Raw genomic sequence first — 16035 nt, forward strand, 5'->3', positions numbered from 1 at the left:
GGACTGTCCCATGCTCACCACCATCTACGCGCAGGAGCGAGGCGGACTGCGCTTCGATGTCTTCGCTGGCTCCGAGCCTGCCCTGTCACCCAACTGCGTCCTCGTCAGCGGGGAGCGGGACGCGATTCTTATCGACGTCCAGTTCGTCCGGGACGAGGCACGTGAACTGGCCGAACGCGTCCGCGACACCGGCAAGAACCTCAAGGCGGCGTACATCACGCACGCTCACCCGGACCACTACGGCGGCATGGGCGAAATCCGCGCCGTGTTCCCGGACACCCCGATCCTGGCCAGGCAGGGGGTCATCGACGGGATTCTGGAGTGGCCGGCCAAGCGCCTGCACTGGCAGGAGGCGTACGGGGACCAGATCCCGGACGAGATGCCGGTACCCGAGCCGCTGACCGGAGAGCGCCACTCCCTCGAAGGGCACGACGTGGTCTTCGTCGACCTGCCGGTCGCGGAGACGGTCCACGCGACCGCGTTCCACGTGCCCGGATCGCAGGCCCTGATCGCCGGGGACCTGCTCAACCACCACTCGCACTGCTACATGGCGGACACGAACAACCCCGGCTCCTGGCTGACCGCCCTGGATCTGGTGCAGGCATTGGGCGAACTCGCCATCGTGGTTCCGGGCCACGGACCGGTGGGCGGAGTGGAGGTGATCGATGACACCAGAGCCTGGCTGCGGGACTACGAGGAAGTGGCCAAGCCTCGGGTGCCCGTCGCCGACATCGCGCGGGAAATGAGCCGCCGGTACCCGGACCGGGCTCTGCCCATGCTGCTCTGGCTCACCCGTGGGCCCTCGTTCGGCCTGGTCGGTCCGAAGGAACTGGGCGTGCCACCGGAGGTCTTCGGGGGCTGAGCCGACGGCCTCGGGAACGAGGGTGTCAGCTCTCCCACGCTCGACCCTGCCGTTGCCAGGGGACACCGGGGCTGCGACGCCGCCAGGATCTACGGCCGCCATCCTGGTCCTTTACGGCGACGCCGGCCACGCCTTTCCTGTTCCAGCACGTCAATGCCTTCACGACCGAGGTGGCCAACTTCCTCGCCACCTGACCACGCGCCCAGACGTCGGCACCCAACTCGGGCGGCAGACCACTGACACCGGATCAGGGGACCTTCTGACCGTGCGGGGGCCGCCTGATACGGCTGCCGATCATCACCGACGAGCTCCTCGGCCAGGGAGCCGACAGTGGCCCGGGGCACATCATGAGCGGTACGGGCGGTACGGGCGGTGCGACTGGTCGTGGGTGACCTCGTAGTAGAAGCGGGCCGACTCGTCCAGCCGCAGCAGGGCCAGCGGTATCAGCGCCAGGCCGAGCGGGACGTTCACCCAGAAGATCCACTGCCAGGAGAGATGTTCGGTGAGCGTGCCGCCGATGAGCGGCCCGGTGGCGACGGCGATGCCGCTGGCCGCGCCCCAGATACCGAAGGCCACGCCGCGCCGTTCGGCGGGGACGGCGGCCGCCAGCAGGGTGAGCGTGAGCGGCGTCACGATCGCGGCTCCGACGCCCTGCGCCGCGCGGGCGGCGATGAGTTCACCCATCGTGGCTTTGCTGTCCCGGGCAGGGTGACCAGCGGCTTCGCACTCTCGCGGACGTCTTCGCCTACGCGGCGGCTGAGGACGTCGAGCTGCGGCTGGACGGGACGGAGGTCCGGGTTCGACGACCCCGGGCGAACAATCCAGGCCGTCGCGCCTTCGTCTCGGGCAAGATGCGGCAGAACACCAAGAAGGCCACCGTCGTCACTGACGGCCAGGGCCGCACCCTGTGGGCCGGGGCCTTCCGGCCCGGCCGTATGCACGACCAGACAGCCGTGAAGACCGAGGGAATCTGCGACCTGTTCGAACAGTACCCCCAGGTCAGAGCCAAGGTCGACGCGGGCTACCGGGGACTTGTCAAGCAATTCCCCGACCAGGTCCAAGCCCCGCCGCTCAAACCAAAGAAGGACACCCCGCCCGAAGAAATCGCCGCCTGGGACGCAGCCCGCCATCAGCAGTCCTCGGAGCGCATCTGCGTCGAGCACGCCAACGCTGAACACAAGCAATGGCGAACCCTCCAGCGTTACCTCGGACGCCGCGAGTTCTTCGACGAGACCTACGCGGCAGTCGCCGCCCTGGTCTCCGACCGCGCCGCCGAGAGGTGAGCACCCATCGGACAACCCGCCAGGCCAACACGGCCCAACCTCATTCGTACACAAGGCCGTTACGAACTACACTTGGGGCCGCTGCCTCGACTGCAATGACCGGGGCGACGTCTACCCCCTGCGCTGTAACGGCGGCTCATACCAGAAGTGGCGCACCATCCAGCCCGCCGCCCGCAGCGCCATCATGCTCCAAAGCGTCGGCACGGGCCGCTGCCTCTACCAGCAGGACGACGGCTACTACCGCACTGCCCGCTGCGACCGAGGCGCCCAAAACCAGCGCTTCACCATCGGCTGAACGGATCTCTCGACCGCTTCAAGATGCCGCCGGGCGAGCAGCTCTCCGACTGCCCCGGCAGGACATTCAGGGGGGGAACGGTCCGGGCCGCGCAGTGGATGAGCCGCAACAGCTGACCGTTCCGTCCTGAGAGCCGGCCGAGGGCCGTGGCATCTCAGGGCAGACCGGCTGCTGCTGAACGCGATCAAGGCAACCGCGAGGGCTGCATCGGCAAGGTTAGGCAGCGCAACCGGGGCAAGGTGGCGTACTACGAACCGTGGCCGGCGCTGAAGTGGGAGACGTGGCGCCCCCACATCCGGGCCGCCGTGCTGTCCACCGTGCGGGTCGCCATGCACCGCAAGCTGATGAAGACCGCCGCCGTGGCCGACCTCTACCCGGTCCCGATCGGCACGGACGCCATCGTCTCTCCCTCCATCGGCCCCAAGCTCCAGCGCATCGCGGCCGAAGGGCTCGCAGAGATGTACTTCCGGAACAACGACACCCGCGCCCATGGCCTGGGCGTGGAGGTCGCCGATGTGGAGCACATCCAGATCGAGCTGTAGTCGAGACAACGGCTCGTCCCCGGCTTTGCAGCTGTCGGGGGCGAGTCGTTTTGTAAGGAGGAACGGGCCCCAGTTACAGCCTCAACACCTATCGTCGCCGGTGTCATGGAACATTTACATGGTGGCCAGACAGGCGCGGATCTTGGCATGCCGGAACGCGTAATGCGCTCCCTCGCACCGCAGGACCTCGGCATCATGGGCATCCTCGAGAAAGGTCATGAGCCGCAGTGGTGCGCGACGACTGAGCCACAGGGTTACACGCACGACGACGAACGTGGGCCACGGAGTGAACGACGCAGCAAGCACGAGGCCGATCGTGAGTCCCAGTGCGGCGCCCTGTTCAATATGAGCAAGGTTTGCCACATCGCTGCCATATCCGGGGCCCAGCCCGGCGGATACCCAGTGGATGGTTTGCATGACGAGGGCTCCCAGCGCCGTGGCAACACCTATGTACGTCAGGGAGATGGCCCGGGCTGAGGCCAGCGTGGTCGCGGGGGTCGCCACTCGGATCCGGGCGGACGGTTGGCTGATCCAGCGGAGAAAAGCGCCGGTTACACCGATAGCCAGGGCCGCAGTGACGCCGTAGGTGAGCGCTACTGCGACGGCGCGGTGAAGTCCCTGCCCGCCATGGTGGGCCAATGACGCCCTGAGGACGATGACAATGCCTCCGCACACGCCGATTGCAATACCCGCGGCTGTTCCGATGGCCAGATGCGCAGCAAGATCCGGCCATCGTCGCCGGAGGGCGGCGTTCAGACCGGTGGGCTGACCCGCTTCGTCGAGAGAACCCGTGATGCGGACGAGGACACTTGTGAAAGCGACGGCGAAGGCCTCACCCAGCGAAGTGCTCAGCAGTCGGTGAAGACCATCTGCCAGACCGAGAGCAATTCCGTCCCAGGTCCCCGCCCAGCACCCCGCTGCGACACCGGCCAGGGCACTGCCAGCCGCAATCCGGGTCGCCGAGCCCCGCATCCAGGGCATGAGCGCAAACCCCACGCCCAGCGGCAGTCCCATCTCCACGCCGTCGTGGAGGCCCTTGACGACGTCTCCATCCAGACATATGCGCGCGAGGCCGATTCCCAGAGCGGCAGCTCCTCCCGCAGCCAGGCCGCGTTTGGCCTGATGAGGTTGTCGACGGAGTACGCCGACGATGAGTCCCAGTGTCATGCCTACGGGTACTCCCCGCGCGAGCCCGTTCGGAAAGCCGCTCGTCAGCGCGTAGATAGTCGCTGCGGAGATTCCGCTGAAGATTGCTCCTGCCTGCAAGCCGATCATGTTGTGCCAACGCCACCAGGAAAGGCGCTGGTCAGGCTGACGGGCGAACCAGTTGAGCCATCGCAGTGCCGAATCACGTGCCCAGGAGTGCCCAGAATGGCCGTCCGTACTGAATGCGTCGTGCAGGAAGCTTTTCAGCAGATGGTCTTGCACGTCGGCAGTAGCGGCAACGTGTACGAGGGCTGCCGGATCGCGACGGCCCGGCCCATAGGCTGAGCGGGTGAGCGCGGCATACAGAGGCAGGCGGAGAGCCGCGACCAGGCCCGCAGGAGCCCCGAGTTGCAGTGCTTGGCGGACAGGCCGCCACCATTGTGCGGAGTGCTGGGTCTGATCACCCCTGAGGTATTTCACGGCAGCGGTGGTGGAGAGGGACTGCAAGGTGGTCACTCGGGCTCGGTACAGGAAGGCACGGGCGTCGTCCGGCGGAAGGGACGTAAAGCCCGCAGCAGAGCAGGAGATGACGACGGGCCAACTCTCGACCTCGGGTGACGTCAACTTGCTCAGCGCGAGTCCGCGCAGGGACTCTTCCATCTCGTCGAGACCGTCCAGGATCACCATCACCCGGCCGTCTTTGAGGAGATCGGCTACTGCAGTGTTTCCGAATTCAGCTCCGTCCAAGAATTCGTAACTATGCCGCAACCGTTCCGCGGCCCACTTGTCGAAGTCATCGATCAACGGATTCCATCGGTCAGCGGGCAGCAGGATGGGCACCGGTTCAGGATCGGTCACAGTCACTTGTTGTCCCGAGGAGGCCCCAGCCGCGCGCTCCGGATGCACATACCGGTCGAGCAGTCCCCACGCGAGGAGCAGCAGATGAACCGTCTTACCGCTCCCTGGCTCTCCGACCACGATCAGACGACGAGACGGAACGGCAGTGAAGTTTCGTACGATCCGCTCCACATAGGTGGGGTTATCTGGAACACTCCCGGGCAGCCTGTTGGCCATTCCATTAGGGCGAGCCGCGGTGCTGCCCCAAACCACCCGCGCCATGTCGGCCTCGACGAATCCTCGTTTAGCTGCCTCAGTACGCAACCTACCGTGGAGGAGTCGTGCCAGCCGATCTGCGGCTTTGACCAGTTGCTCCCAATCGCTCGGTGGAGGCACATCACGTCGTTTTACGAGTTTCTCCACAAGGGGGACACCCGCAAGGAGCGCTGCGAGGACAGCCCCGACGGCGGCGGCGACCTCCAACGACTTCGTCATGAGGATCCAGACCGTGATGCCACCGATCAGAATATAGATCCCCGCTGCGACATACCGGAGTTGTGTGCCTAGCCTGTGATGTTCCCTGATGAACCGGCTCGTGCGTTCATCGGCACCGCCGCTCTGTTGTGTGGCACTACCACGTGCGTTGCGGAACGTCTTACAGCAGCCCACGCGCCCCGCTGCCATCGATGACGTCCCATAGGTGCACTGAGTTGCCCACGCCGGGGGGCGTGTGGTGGTGCGCACGTGTGCTGGCGTACCCGTGTGCGCTGGTGTCGGCGCTGGTTACGCCATCGCATCGCCGGGCGAGGCGGCTGGGCGCCGACGGGCGACGTCCGGCATCTGATACGCCCACGCCCGCGCGGGTGCCGATCGTGACGCCGATGTCCGAGCCGGCGGCCCGGGGCCCTTCACTCCCGTGCCCTCCCTCGAAGGGGTGAGGGGGATCGGTTCTGTGCATGCACTGTCGGCAACGGCTGACGGGAGTACGTCGTTTGACGTCCGGTCAGTGACGGGCCTGGTGTGATGTGTGCCGCGAATCAGGTGGTACTTCAATACGGAACTAACCTCGCGCTTTCACGAGGTGGGCTGTCCAAGAGTTGATCAGAAACACAGAAAGTGCCCTTGACCCGCAACGATAGGACTTGCTGAGGGTCCTGTTGGCTGCAAGGGAAAGAGCACTTTCCAGGTGAGAGAGCCTATCTCGTCGTACCCACGTGTCCGTGTCCAGGGAGACGGTCGGCAGGTGGTCTCGCAGGCCGGTGCGGTCCTGCTGCTGGAGGCGGTCCGCAAGACGGGTCTTGACCAGGCGATATCCGCAGCTCTGGCTCCGTGGCGGAAGCCGCGGGCCGTCCACGATCCCGGCAAGATCCTCCTGGACGTCGCCATGGCGGTCGCACTGGGCGGGGACTGCCTCGCGGACGTCGCCATGCTGCGGTGTGAGCCGGCCGTCTTCGGCCCGGTCGCCTCCGACCCGACCGTCTCCCGCCTGATCGACACCCTCGCCGCATCCGGCGACAAAGCCCTCCAGGCCGTCCGGTCTGCACGCTCCGAAGTCCGTCATCGTGCCTGGTCGTTGGCCGGCGAGAACGCCCCGGACGCCGACGGTCAGGTCACTGTCGACCTCGATGGCGTCCTCGTGATTGCCCACTCCGACAAGCAGGACGCGGCCGCGACCTGGAAGAAGACCTACGGCCATCACCCGCTGACGGCCTTCGTCGACCACGGACCGGGCGGAACCGGAGAGCCCGTCGCCACCCTCCTCAGGCCGGGAAACGCGGGCTCCAACACCGCCGCCGACCACATCACCACCGCGAAACTCGCCGCCCAACTGCCCAAGCGCTACCGACGAGGACGGCAGACGCTGGTCCGCACGGACTCCGCCGGCGGCACCCACGACTTCGTGTCCTGGCTCGCGAAGCGGGGCCGATGGCTGTCCTACTCGGTCGGCATGACGGTCACCGAAGCGATCCACGAACACGTGCTGAAGGTCCCCGCCTCGGCCTGGACCCCGGCCGTCGACGCCGACGGTGAGGCCCGGGGCCTGGGTCTCAGCCGCGCCGCGCACATCGAGGTGTTCCAGTGGCTGGTCGGCGTCCGCGTCCAGCAGCCAGCGCCCGTGCCGCAGGCAGACCCGCTGCCAGCGCGGCAGATACCGCACCGCTCGCAGCGCCTGTCCGGTGCGCCGCGCGGTGCACAGCCGACAGCCATATGCAGCCAAACCCGCCACCGCGCTCGCCGCCCGCCACCGTGCCTGTGCCACCCCGGCCTCCCGGCCGGTGCTGATCTTGGGGTCGTCCACAGCGAACGCCGGCAAAGCGTGCGTCAGCGCCTCCCGCTTTACCCCGAGCATCCAGCTCACGCTGCCACCGCCGGCGGCGGGGTGGCTGCGTCCGGCTTGAGCCGTGGCCTCAGTCGGCAGACTCGCTGACGCGGACCTCTCCCGCCCGCTCGCCCCGCGCCGGGCGGGCGGAGAACCCGGCGTTCTCCAGGACGGCGATGACCGCGGTGTTCATCGCCTCCTGCGCGACCCGGATCCCGCACCTGGGGGTCGCTCAGGAGTGCGTCGTGGGGCACGGTCCTGAAGTGTGCCTGGAGCACTGGGTGGACCCGCCACTGGAGGAAGGCCTGGGGAGGCGCTTGCTCGTCGTCGGCAATCTCCACCCAGACACCCCAGGAGAGGGTGGCGTCGAAGGTCGAGGCGACGGGCAGGCCCGCTCTGGCCAGGGTGGTCTTCACCTTGTCCGCGAAGATGTCGTGCCGGATCAATATCAGACCACCCACCAGTAAGTGACAGCCCTGGTGTGGTCCCGGCCGGGACCACACCAGGGGTACAAGGGTCAGCCGCTGCTGTTGAAATAGTAGGAGGCGAACTTCAGGGTCGGCGGGCCCTCCGCCTCCACCGCCAAGATGAACTTGTCGCCCGAGCAGCCGGGCTGGTGAAGACCTGGAGCGTCTTGTCAGTTTTGTTGATCGGCGAAAACGCGAACGGAGTCGTCCCGTTCGCCACTTCCGTGACGTCGGTGCACTGGGACTCCAACAGGTCATCCAGAGCCGCTTGGTGTTCACCGTTTGCGTCGGTGTACGAGTAGTAGATGTTTCCGCTCACATCGGCGGAGGCGGAGCCGGGGACGGCGAGGAGCAGTGCCAGCGCGGAAGCGGCAGCAGTGACGATGGCGCGCGGTCGGGGCAAGACGGGTCCTTACGCGCCGGGGGCTTGTTCGGGCGTCCGCAGACTTCCCGACGAAGTTCCCTGCCAACCACCTCATCACCCGAACGAGGTGGGGGAACATTCGCCCCGCCCAACCTGAGCGAACCGCTCTCGGCCGGGCATCGCCCCTCTTTCAGCAAGTCGATGGCGTCATCGGCGTCGACACCCACCGCGACACCCTCGCCGCAGCAGCCGTCAGCCCCATTGGCGCCGTCCTGGCGAGCACCGATTCCCCGGCCAACGCCCGCGGCTACCGGCGCCTGCTGGACTTCGCCCGCCAACAGGTTCCCGGCCGCCGTTGCTGGGCACTGGAAGGCATCGGCAGCTACGGCGCCGGCCTCTCGGTCTTCCTGGACCAGGCTGGCGAGCAGGTCGTCGAGGTCTGCCGCCCGAAACGAGCGGCCAACCGCGGAGGCCGCAAGACCGACAAGCTCGACGCCATCCGGCCGCCAAGGAGGCCCTGGCCACCGAGCATCTGATCCAGCTCCGCCTCCGTGGTGAACGCGAGGCACTGCGGGTGCTGCTTGCCACCCGTCACGGCGCCGTCCTCGCCTCCACCGCCGCGATCAACCAGCTCAAGGCCTTGATCGTCTCTGCGCCGAACGAGCTCCGCGCCGAGCTGCGGAAGCTTAAGCGCTTCGCCCAGATCGCCTACTGCGCTCAGCTCCGTGACCGCCCGGCCCATGACCTCGAGCACCGGATGACGGTGCGAGCCATGCGGTCCACGGCCCAGCGCATCCAAGCCCTGCAGGCCGAGGCAAAGGAGCTCGAGAACGAGATTCTCGCCCTGGTGCGGCAACAGGCCGCCGAGCTTCTCGGCTTGCTCGGAGTCGGACCGATCACCGCCGCCCAGATCTTGGTCAGCTGGTCTCACCAGGGACGATTCCGCTCGGAAGCCGTCGTCGCCTCCTTCGCCGGTGTTTCGCCGATCCCTGCCTCGTCCGGGCTGTCCAACCGACACCGTCTCAACCGCAGCGGCGACCGGCAGCTCAACTGGGCCATGCACACGATCACCCTGATCCGAATGCGACTCGATCCACCGACGAAGACCTACGTCGCACGCAAGGTCACCGAGGGGAAGACCTCCCGAGACGCGCAGCGATGCCTCAAGCGGGTGATCTGCCGATAGATCTTCAAGATCCTTGAGCGCGCCGACCGGAACCGACTCGGCAACGTCGAAGAACTCGCTCAAGCGGCTTGACGCGACATAGCAGCCTCGGGGCAGCCACGGGCGAACTGACACCGGACCGGGGCCACGCTGGCCGCAGCATTCAGGGGGCGGCGTCCTTGATCAAGGCGGCGGCCAATGGAGGAGAGCGTGGTCACCGGACCGCGGCGTCCGGCGGCTCCGGCCAGAGCCCTCGCCAGGTTGGAGTGGATTCCCTGGTGAGGCGGCGGGCCATCAGGGCGAGGTAGATCATGGCAGTGGAGCGAGTAGGAAGGGCCCCGTAGTCGCGTGCCAGGCGGTGGTGGAGCATCAGCGAGCCGAGCGTTCTCTCCACTGCCCACCTGCGTGGTTGCACGGTGAAGCCGCGGGTGCCCGGGGTCTCGCCGGACGAATTCTCAAGGCCGATGCCGAGCAGGGCAGCGTGATCGACGAGGTATCCGCGACCGCCGCGGTCCGCCAGGCTGCCGCCGTCCCGGGCAGATGGGGGATGCGTTTTTAGAAGGCGGCTGCTCTGGGGACACCTAGCTGCGTGGTTTTCGATGACGTGAGGCGGTGACGTGCAGGTGAGCGACGCCCTGCGTCGGTCGCGCCGACGTCCGGACGCCGGTCCCGGCGGCGGTCGTGGTCCGCGGCGGATGCGGTACGTCGTGCTCGGCAGCCGACCGGCGCGCGGAGTCGGGACGGTGGCGGTCGCGCGCAGGGCGGAGACGGCGGTGCGCCCTGCTGCGGACGGCGTGACCGTCAGCCACGGGCTGAGGGTGGGTGCCGCGTACGCGTGGCGGCTGCTGGTGCTCGGGGCGGCCGTGTATGCGGGTTTCGTGCTGCTGGGACGTCTGCAGCTGGTCGCTGTCGCGTTGTTCCTCGCCCTGGTCGTCACCTCCGTGCTGCGTCCCCTCGCCGATCTGCTGGTGCGCTGGCTGCCGCGCTCCCTGGCGGTGGTGGTGAGTGTCGTGGGAAGCCTGATGGTGCTCCTCGGGCTGTTGGTGCTGGTCGGCGAGCTGGTGGCGAGCGAGTGGGGCCGGCTGGGGGAGGAGTTCAGCGGGGGCGTCGGGCGCATCGAACGGTGGCTGCAGGGGCCACCCTTCCATGTGAGTCCCGCGGTGACGTCGAACCTTCAGGACAAGGTGAACTCCTTCGTCTCCCAGCATCGCTCCGTGCTGATCAGCAGCGCCGTGAGCGGTGCCGGACGGCTCGTGGAGGTGCTGACCGCGGGGGTGCTCGCGCTGTTCTGCTCCCTGTTCTTCGTCCATTCCGGCGACCGGTTCTGGAGCTGGTTCCAGGACTTGCTGCCGCAGCGGGCGCGGGACCCGTTCAACCGCGCGGGCCGTGCGGCATGGCGGACCTTCGCCGGGTACACGCGGGGCATCGTCATCGTGGCGGCCAGCAACGCGGTGCTGGTCGGCGTCGCGCTGTTCGTGCTGCGGGTGCCGTTGGCCCTGCCGCTGACGATGCTGGAGTTCTTCGCCGCGTTCATCCCGCTGGTGGGATCGCCCATCGCGTTGGGCGTGGCCACGGTGGTCGCCCTGGCGTCGCGCGGGCCGGCCATCGCGATCGTGGTCCTCGCGCTGATCGTCGTCATCGGCCAGATCGAGGGCCACGTCCTGCATCCGCTGGTGATGAGCTGGGCGGTCCGGCTGCACCCGGTCATCGTGGCCGTCTCCGTCATCGCCGGCGCCATCCTGGCGGGAGTCGTCGGCGCGGTCGTGGCGGTGCCCATGGTGTCGGTGGCCTGGGCGGTGCACGGCGAACTGCGCATTCCGCCGACCGCGCAGCAGCATCCGCGACCACCGCCGTGACCTGCCATTGCCCGGGTACTCAGAGTCCCTCTCTGCGTTGCGCAACTGACATGCCGTCACTTCCCTACGGTTCCCGAGCCGCATGACGTGAATCGCAAAAGCCATCCTCACCCTGGAGCGGCCTCGCTGAAGAAGCTCACTGATAGGCCGCTGGTACGTCCACCGCATCCGTCCAGCCAGTGAGGGCACCACTCGCCGGGTCCGGATCGGCACCGAGGCGTTCGCACGGCTCACCGAGTGGTTCGGCCTGGCCGATGGCGAAGGGCGCCGGGCAGGATCGCGGAGTCCAGGACATGTTCAGTGAAGTGGGCCGCCACGGGCACGGCCCGGCTTAGGGCTCGCAGAGAATCAAGGTGTTGCTTCGGGTGCTTCGGCTCGTTGGTCTGCTATGGGCGTCTCCGGTGAGGTTCGTAGTCAACTCGCTGTGAAGTTCGAGGTGTTGTTCCCGCATCTGGACGAGCGGCAGCGGCGGCTGTTGATGGGGGCCAAGGCTCGGATCCTGGGGCACGGTGGTATCCGGGCGGTCGCACGGGCGGCCCAGGTCAGCGAAACGACGGTCCGCAAGGACCTAGACGAGTTGGAGGCCGGCGAGGAAAATTCGGGACGGGTTCGCAAGCCCGGTGGCGGTCGGAAGAAGGCGGTCGACCTTGATCCCGGTCTGCGGCCCGCGTTGCTGGCGCTCGTGGAACCTGACGAGCGGGGCGATCCGATGTCGCCGCTGCGCTGGACGGTGAAGTCGACCAGGAACCTCGCGGCCGCGCTCACCCGCCGGGGACACCGGGTGAGCGCGGACACGGTCGGGGACCTGCTCCGTGAGGAGGGCTTCAGTCTGCAGGCCGGCTCCAAGACCATCGAGGGCAAGCAGCACCCGGACCGTGACGCCCAGTTCCGCTACTTCAACGAGCGCGCCAGACAGCACATGAGTGCCGGCCAGCCGGTGATCAGCGTGGACGCGAAGAAGAAGGAGCTCGTCGGCGAGTACAAAAATGCGGGCCAGCAGTGGCGTCCGGCCCATGAGCCGGTGCTGGTCAAGACGCGCGATTTCCTGGACCGTCAGGGACCGGGCAAGGCGATCCCGTACGGGATCTACGACATCGCCGCGAATACCGGCTGGGTCAGTGTCGGCACTGATCATGACACCGCCGCGTTCGCTGTCGCCTCCATCCGCCGTTGGTGGCAGGCCCGCGGTCGGCATGACTATCCGGCCGCCACTTGTCTGCTGATCACCGCGGATGCAGGTGGCTCCAACGGCTACCGCACCCGTGCCTGGAAGGCTGAACTCGCAGCCCTGGCCGCCGAGACGGGCTTGGACATCACGGTCTGCCACATGCCGCCGGGCACCTCGAAATGGAACAAGATCGAGCACCGGCTGTTCTCCCACATCTCCATGAACTGGCGAGGGCGCTCGCTGACCAGCCACGACGTCATCGTGAACAGCATCGCGGCGACCACCACCCGCGCCGGGTTGAAGGTCCACGCCGAACTCGACCCGGGCACCTACGACACCGGGATCAAGGTCACCGACAGCGACATCGACGCCCTGCCGATGGACCGGCACCGATTCCACGGCGACTGGAACTACACGCTCAACCCTCAGCCTCGCGACACCACCAGCGCAGCCGGTGAAGCCAAGAGCCCGCGATCAGCTGGCCCATCCCTGTCGCCCGGCACGGGGTGTCTGCGCAACCCAGAGCTGACCGGCATGCCCGAACCGGAACTGGACGAACTCGTCGACCAACTGACTGCGAAGCTCGATGAGTTACGTGAGCAGGGACGGCTCCAGCAACGAGGAGGTGAGCGTATCCGCGCTCGCGGCGCAGGGGCGAAAGACAGGCTGACCACGGCCGACAGAATCCTGGCCACCGTGCTTTACCTCCGCAAGCTCGGCACCCGAGACCTACTCGCCCAACTCTTCGGAGTAAATGGCAGCACCCTCACCAGGGCCGTTCACCAAGTCCGGCCCCTCCTGGCCGAGCGCGGCTACACCGTTCCACCCTCGACAGCCAGGTTCCGCACGCCTGCTGACATCACCGCATTCCTCGTGAACAGCAGCCCTGCGGAGATCAAATCAGCATGTTGATTCTCTGCGAGCCCTAAGGACGCATAGGCGTGGATCCCCCCGCCGATCAGAACCAGGAAGTGGGCGCCAGCCTCTTCGAGGAAGCCCACCAAGTTACATGGCAAGCACCCACTGCCGGGTTCCAGTGTCGACTCGAACGGGTGTTCGGAGTGGCGACGTGAGGGTCTGATATGTTCATGGCGACTAAATCATGCAGGAAGAACTTCCTTCCGGAAGTTCTGTGCAACCGCACGAGGGGGAACCTGCATGATCGCGAAGAGACTCGCCGTGCTCGCGGCAGGCATCTGCACTGTCGCCGGCCTCGTCAACGTACCCGCTTCACAGGCGGCAAATGGGGGATCCGGTAGCGTTCACCGGACAGGTCGATACGGAGATAGCGCTGGACAAATCCCGGTTCACGCTGCGCGCCGACCTTCCTGGTACAGAGACCGCCGACCTCGCCGACGGCGAGGAAGTTCCCATGCTGAACCTGCCGACCACAGGGATCAGCATCAAGGGGAACTCGTTCACCGTCGCAGTCGATCCGGCCGCCGTCCCCGACCGCTACATCGGATCTAACGGTCTGGTGTCGTTGGAGATGGAGATCTACGACCCTACGAGCGACGGCTACGCCTGGACGACCCAGTCCGTCCGCCTAGTCGGTCAGCAGGCCGCCCGATCGACGTCGGCCCGGAGCTGGGCGAACCCGATCGCCTCCGCGCAGGCCGGGACCATCCGCTCCGGCGCGAGCCTGCCGCCCAACGTCAACGTTCACCTGGGCAAGGCTGCCAAGGGGATGAAGACGGCAGTAGTGTCCCCCCGCGCCGACACCTGCCGCACCACGAAGATCGGTCAGAACGACGCCTGGGCCACCATCGGCGAGGGCTTCCCGGCCGCCCCGGGCTACGGCACCACGCGCGGCACGGCGTGGATGACCCACAGCAACGGCTCCGAGGTCACCTACGGCGCGGCGGTCACCACGGACGGCACGACTTGGTCCGCGTCCGGCAGTGCTTCGGTCGCCAACACCAAGGGCTTCGACTTCCAGTGGGACCCCGACACCAACCCGAACATCTCGTACCGGGCCGAGGTCCGCTACTACAAGTACAAGTACGACTGCGGCGGCGTGATCATCAATCGCAAGGTGAAGGCAGTCTCGGAGACCGGCGGCGTCAAGACGATCCACGCCAACGCCAACCCGCCGTACTGGCTGTCCCGGGCGAAGTGCGCCTTCGACATGCCCGCCGGCACTTGGACGAAGACCACCGGCAAGGCGTACTCCGCCTCCGGCGGCGTCAAGATCGGTTCGGTGATCGGCATCGACCTGAGCACGTCGCGGGCCTACACCAAGGGCTCCACGCTCAGCTACAAGATGGACGCCGGGCACGACTCCCTGTGTGGCAACACGGACAAGCCGGCTTACGCGTCCAAGGTCCAGCAGTTCTACAACCGCATCCAAGAGGAAGTGTGACCAGCAGCTCCACGCGCGAGGAAGCCGCCGTGCCCGCACGGCGGCTCCGTCGCGGCCGCAGGGGAAAGACCGTGCTGATCCTGGCCGCCTCCGCGGCGGCCGCGGCGGTGACGGTGTCCCTGCTGACTGGTTGGCCGTTCGGTGACGAGCGCGTGGAGCACGTCAGCGGGGCCGGCCCTCTGCAGTCCCACACCGACACGGGCACCACATCGGTCTACGCGCCGAAGAAGGTTCCGTGGACGGTGACGTTCGGCAGCTACCTCCTTTGCTCGACCAGCGGGGATCCGATCACCATCGACGGCATCCGCTACCGCACGCCGGTGAAGCCGAGGTCGGTCTCCCTGAAGCTGCGGACCGTCACCCCGCAAGTGTGGAAGGCCACCGTCGACGCCGGCCAGATCGGCGCCGCCCTGCGTGCACCGCCGCACTTCCAGCAGCGCAAGGCACCCGGCGACTACAAGGACGCACGGACAGGCAGCCGCATCACCCAGAGCTGCGCCGACCAGGACAAGGAAGGCACGGGTTTCACCGAGCTACTGTTCATCCTGGATGTGGGTAAGCAGGGCGCCTACATCAACACCGCGTGGATCGACTACCACGTGAACGGAAGTCCGTACACGCTGCGGCTCGACTGGAAGATGGTCGCCTGCGGGGCGCGGATCCCGCACACGGTGGACGGAACCGTCGTATGTGACGGAAAGCAGACCTGAGAAGTCGCCGAGTGCCGCATGGCGTCGCAACCGGCCGCCTGGCACAACTGAACAGGACGGCCCGGGAAGAGTAAGCAACTGGTCAGCGCAGTTCAATGGTTTCCCGGTAGCACGAAACGGCCCATTCCCGATGGAAGGTGGCCGACTGCACGGAACAACACCCGAACCTCATGGCGAGTTACTGACTTCCTCGGCTTGTTGTCGGCTGCTGGGCCAGGGTCAGTCTGGTGCCGGCCAGGCAGCCATCGATGAGGTCGGGCCGGAGCTGGATATGACGTAGGCCCCGGCGGAGGGTGCGTTCGAGGTGCTCGTCGTCGGTGAAGGCAACGTTGGCGAGCGGCCCGCGCCGTAACAGCGACCAGATGCCCTCGACCGGGTTCAAGTCGGTGCATAAGTGGGCAGTTGGACGATCGTGAGCCAGTCGTGTGCGGCCGCGTACTCACGCATCCCTGCGGCCCGGTGGGTGTTGAGATTGTCCCAGATCAAGACGATGGGGGCCTGGAGTTGGATGTGGGCGCGGACGACCAGGTCGCGGTAGTCGCTCCAGGCGAAGGTGTCGCGGCCTTTGCCCCGGTGCTTGCGGTGGCGGCGCGGCCGGTAGATCAGCCGGGAAGTCTCGCCCGGCTTGTAACAGCACATCGCGGCGATCGACCAGCGG

General features: G+C 67.1%; 10 protein-coding genes and 4 pseudogenes. 10 read left to right on the top strand and 4 right to left on the bottom strand.

The window, feature by feature from the left end; translation table 11 throughout:
• Positions 1-10: 10 nt before the first annotated feature.
• Positions 11-862 carry an MBL fold metallo-hydrolase gene (locus ABZT06_RS47215; protein ID WP_355755346.1) on the top strand — a complete coding sequence of 284 codons (852 nt, stop codon included), beginning with the start codon at positions 11-13 and terminating at the stop codon, positions 860-862.
• A 345-nt stretch (positions 863-1207) separates the two neighbouring features.
• Here the strand turns inward: ABZT06_RS47215 and ABZT06_RS47220 are convergent.
• Positions 1208-1546: pseudogene (locus tag ABZT06_RS47220) on the bottom strand (MFS transporter); the annotation flags it as partial.
• Positions 1547-1638: 92 nt separating this feature from the next.
• On the opposite strand from ABZT06_RS47220, the gene ABZT06_RS47225 reads away from it, so the two are divergent.
• On the top strand, positions 1639-2145 hold the full coding sequence (locus ABZT06_RS47225) for a transposase family protein (RefSeq protein WP_355755361.1): 507 nt from the start codon (positions 1639-1641) through the stop codon (positions 2143-2145).
• Between the two features lie 534 nt (positions 2146-2679).
• Positions 2680-2982 carry a hypothetical protein gene (locus tag ABZT06_RS47230; RefSeq protein WP_355755348.1) on the top strand — a complete coding sequence of 101 codons (303 nt, stop codon included), beginning with the start codon at positions 2680-2682 and terminating at the stop codon, positions 2980-2982.
• 114 nt (positions 2983-3096) lie between these two features.
• On the opposite strand, the gene ABZT06_RS47235 is transcribed toward ABZT06_RS47230, so the two are convergent.
• On the bottom strand, positions 3097-5460 hold the full coding sequence (locus ABZT06_RS47235; RefSeq protein WP_355755349.1) for a hypothetical protein: 2364 nt from the start codon (positions 5458-5460) through the stop codon (positions 3097-3099).
• Positions 5461-6151: 691 nt separating this feature from the next.
• Here ABZT06_RS47235 and ABZT06_RS47240 point away from each other — a divergent pair.
• From ABZT06_RS47240 to ABZT06_RS47250, 3 genes and pseudogenes are all read left to right on the top strand, one after another.
• Positions 6152-6997 (top strand): annotated as a pseudogene (locus ABZT06_RS47240) (IS1380 family transposase); the annotation flags it as partial.
• A 1379-nt stretch (positions 6998-8376) separates the two neighbouring features.
• On the top strand, positions 8377-8652 hold the full coding sequence (locus tag ABZT06_RS47245; protein ID WP_355755363.1) for a hypothetical protein: 276 nt from the start codon (positions 8377-8379) through the stop codon (positions 8650-8652).
• A gap of 38 nt (positions 8653-8690) precedes the next feature.
• Complete coding sequence (locus tag ABZT06_RS47250) at positions 8691-9302, top strand: transposase (RefSeq protein ID WP_355755350.1); 612 nt, start codon at positions 8691-8693, stop codon at positions 9300-9302.
• A 193-nt stretch (positions 9303-9495) separates the two neighbouring features.
• Here the strand turns inward: ABZT06_RS47250 and ABZT06_RS47255 are convergent.
• Positions 9496-9795 (bottom strand): annotated as a pseudogene (locus tag ABZT06_RS47255) (IS5/IS1182 family transposase); the annotation flags it as partial.
• Positions 9796-9976: 181 nt separating this feature from the next.
• Here ABZT06_RS47255 and ABZT06_RS47260 point away from each other — a divergent pair.
• The 4 genes from ABZT06_RS47260 to ABZT06_RS47275 all read left to right on the top strand — a co-directional run bounded on the left by ABZT06_RS47260 (position 9977) and on the right by ABZT06_RS47275 (position 15377).
• The gene (locus ABZT06_RS47260; protein WP_355755352.1) at positions 9977-11137 is read left to right on the top strand and encodes an AI-2E family transporter; all 1161 of its coding nucleotides are present in this window, start codon (positions 9977-9979) and stop codon (positions 11135-11137) included.
• 388 nt (positions 11138-11525) lie between these two features.
• On the top strand, positions 11526-13217 hold the full coding sequence (locus tag ABZT06_RS47265; protein WP_355755354.1) for an ISAzo13 family transposase: 1692 nt from the start codon (positions 11526-11528) through the stop codon (positions 13215-13217).
• A 331-nt stretch (positions 13218-13548) separates the two neighbouring features.
• Positions 13549-14667 (top strand): hypothetical protein, encoded by a 1119-nt coding sequence (locus ABZT06_RS47270; protein WP_355755356.1) that lies wholly within the window; start codon positions 13549-13551, stop codon positions 14665-14667.
• Positions 14664-15377 (top strand): hypothetical protein, encoded by a 714-nt coding sequence (locus tag ABZT06_RS47275; protein ID WP_355755359.1) that lies wholly within the window; start codon positions 14664-14666, stop codon positions 15375-15377. The genes ABZT06_RS47270 and ABZT06_RS47275 overlap by 4 nt, the downstream gene beginning before the upstream one ends.
• Before the next feature lie 178 nt (positions 15378-15555).
• Here ABZT06_RS47275 and ABZT06_RS47280 read toward each other — a convergent pair.
• Positions 15556-16035 (bottom strand): annotated as a pseudogene (locus tag ABZT06_RS47280) (transposase); the annotation flags it as partial.

It is taken from the genome of Streptomyces sp. NPDC005483, from assembly GCF_040606035.1.
Lineage (GTDB): Bacteria > Actinomycetota > Actinomycetes > Streptomycetales > Streptomycetaceae > Streptomyces.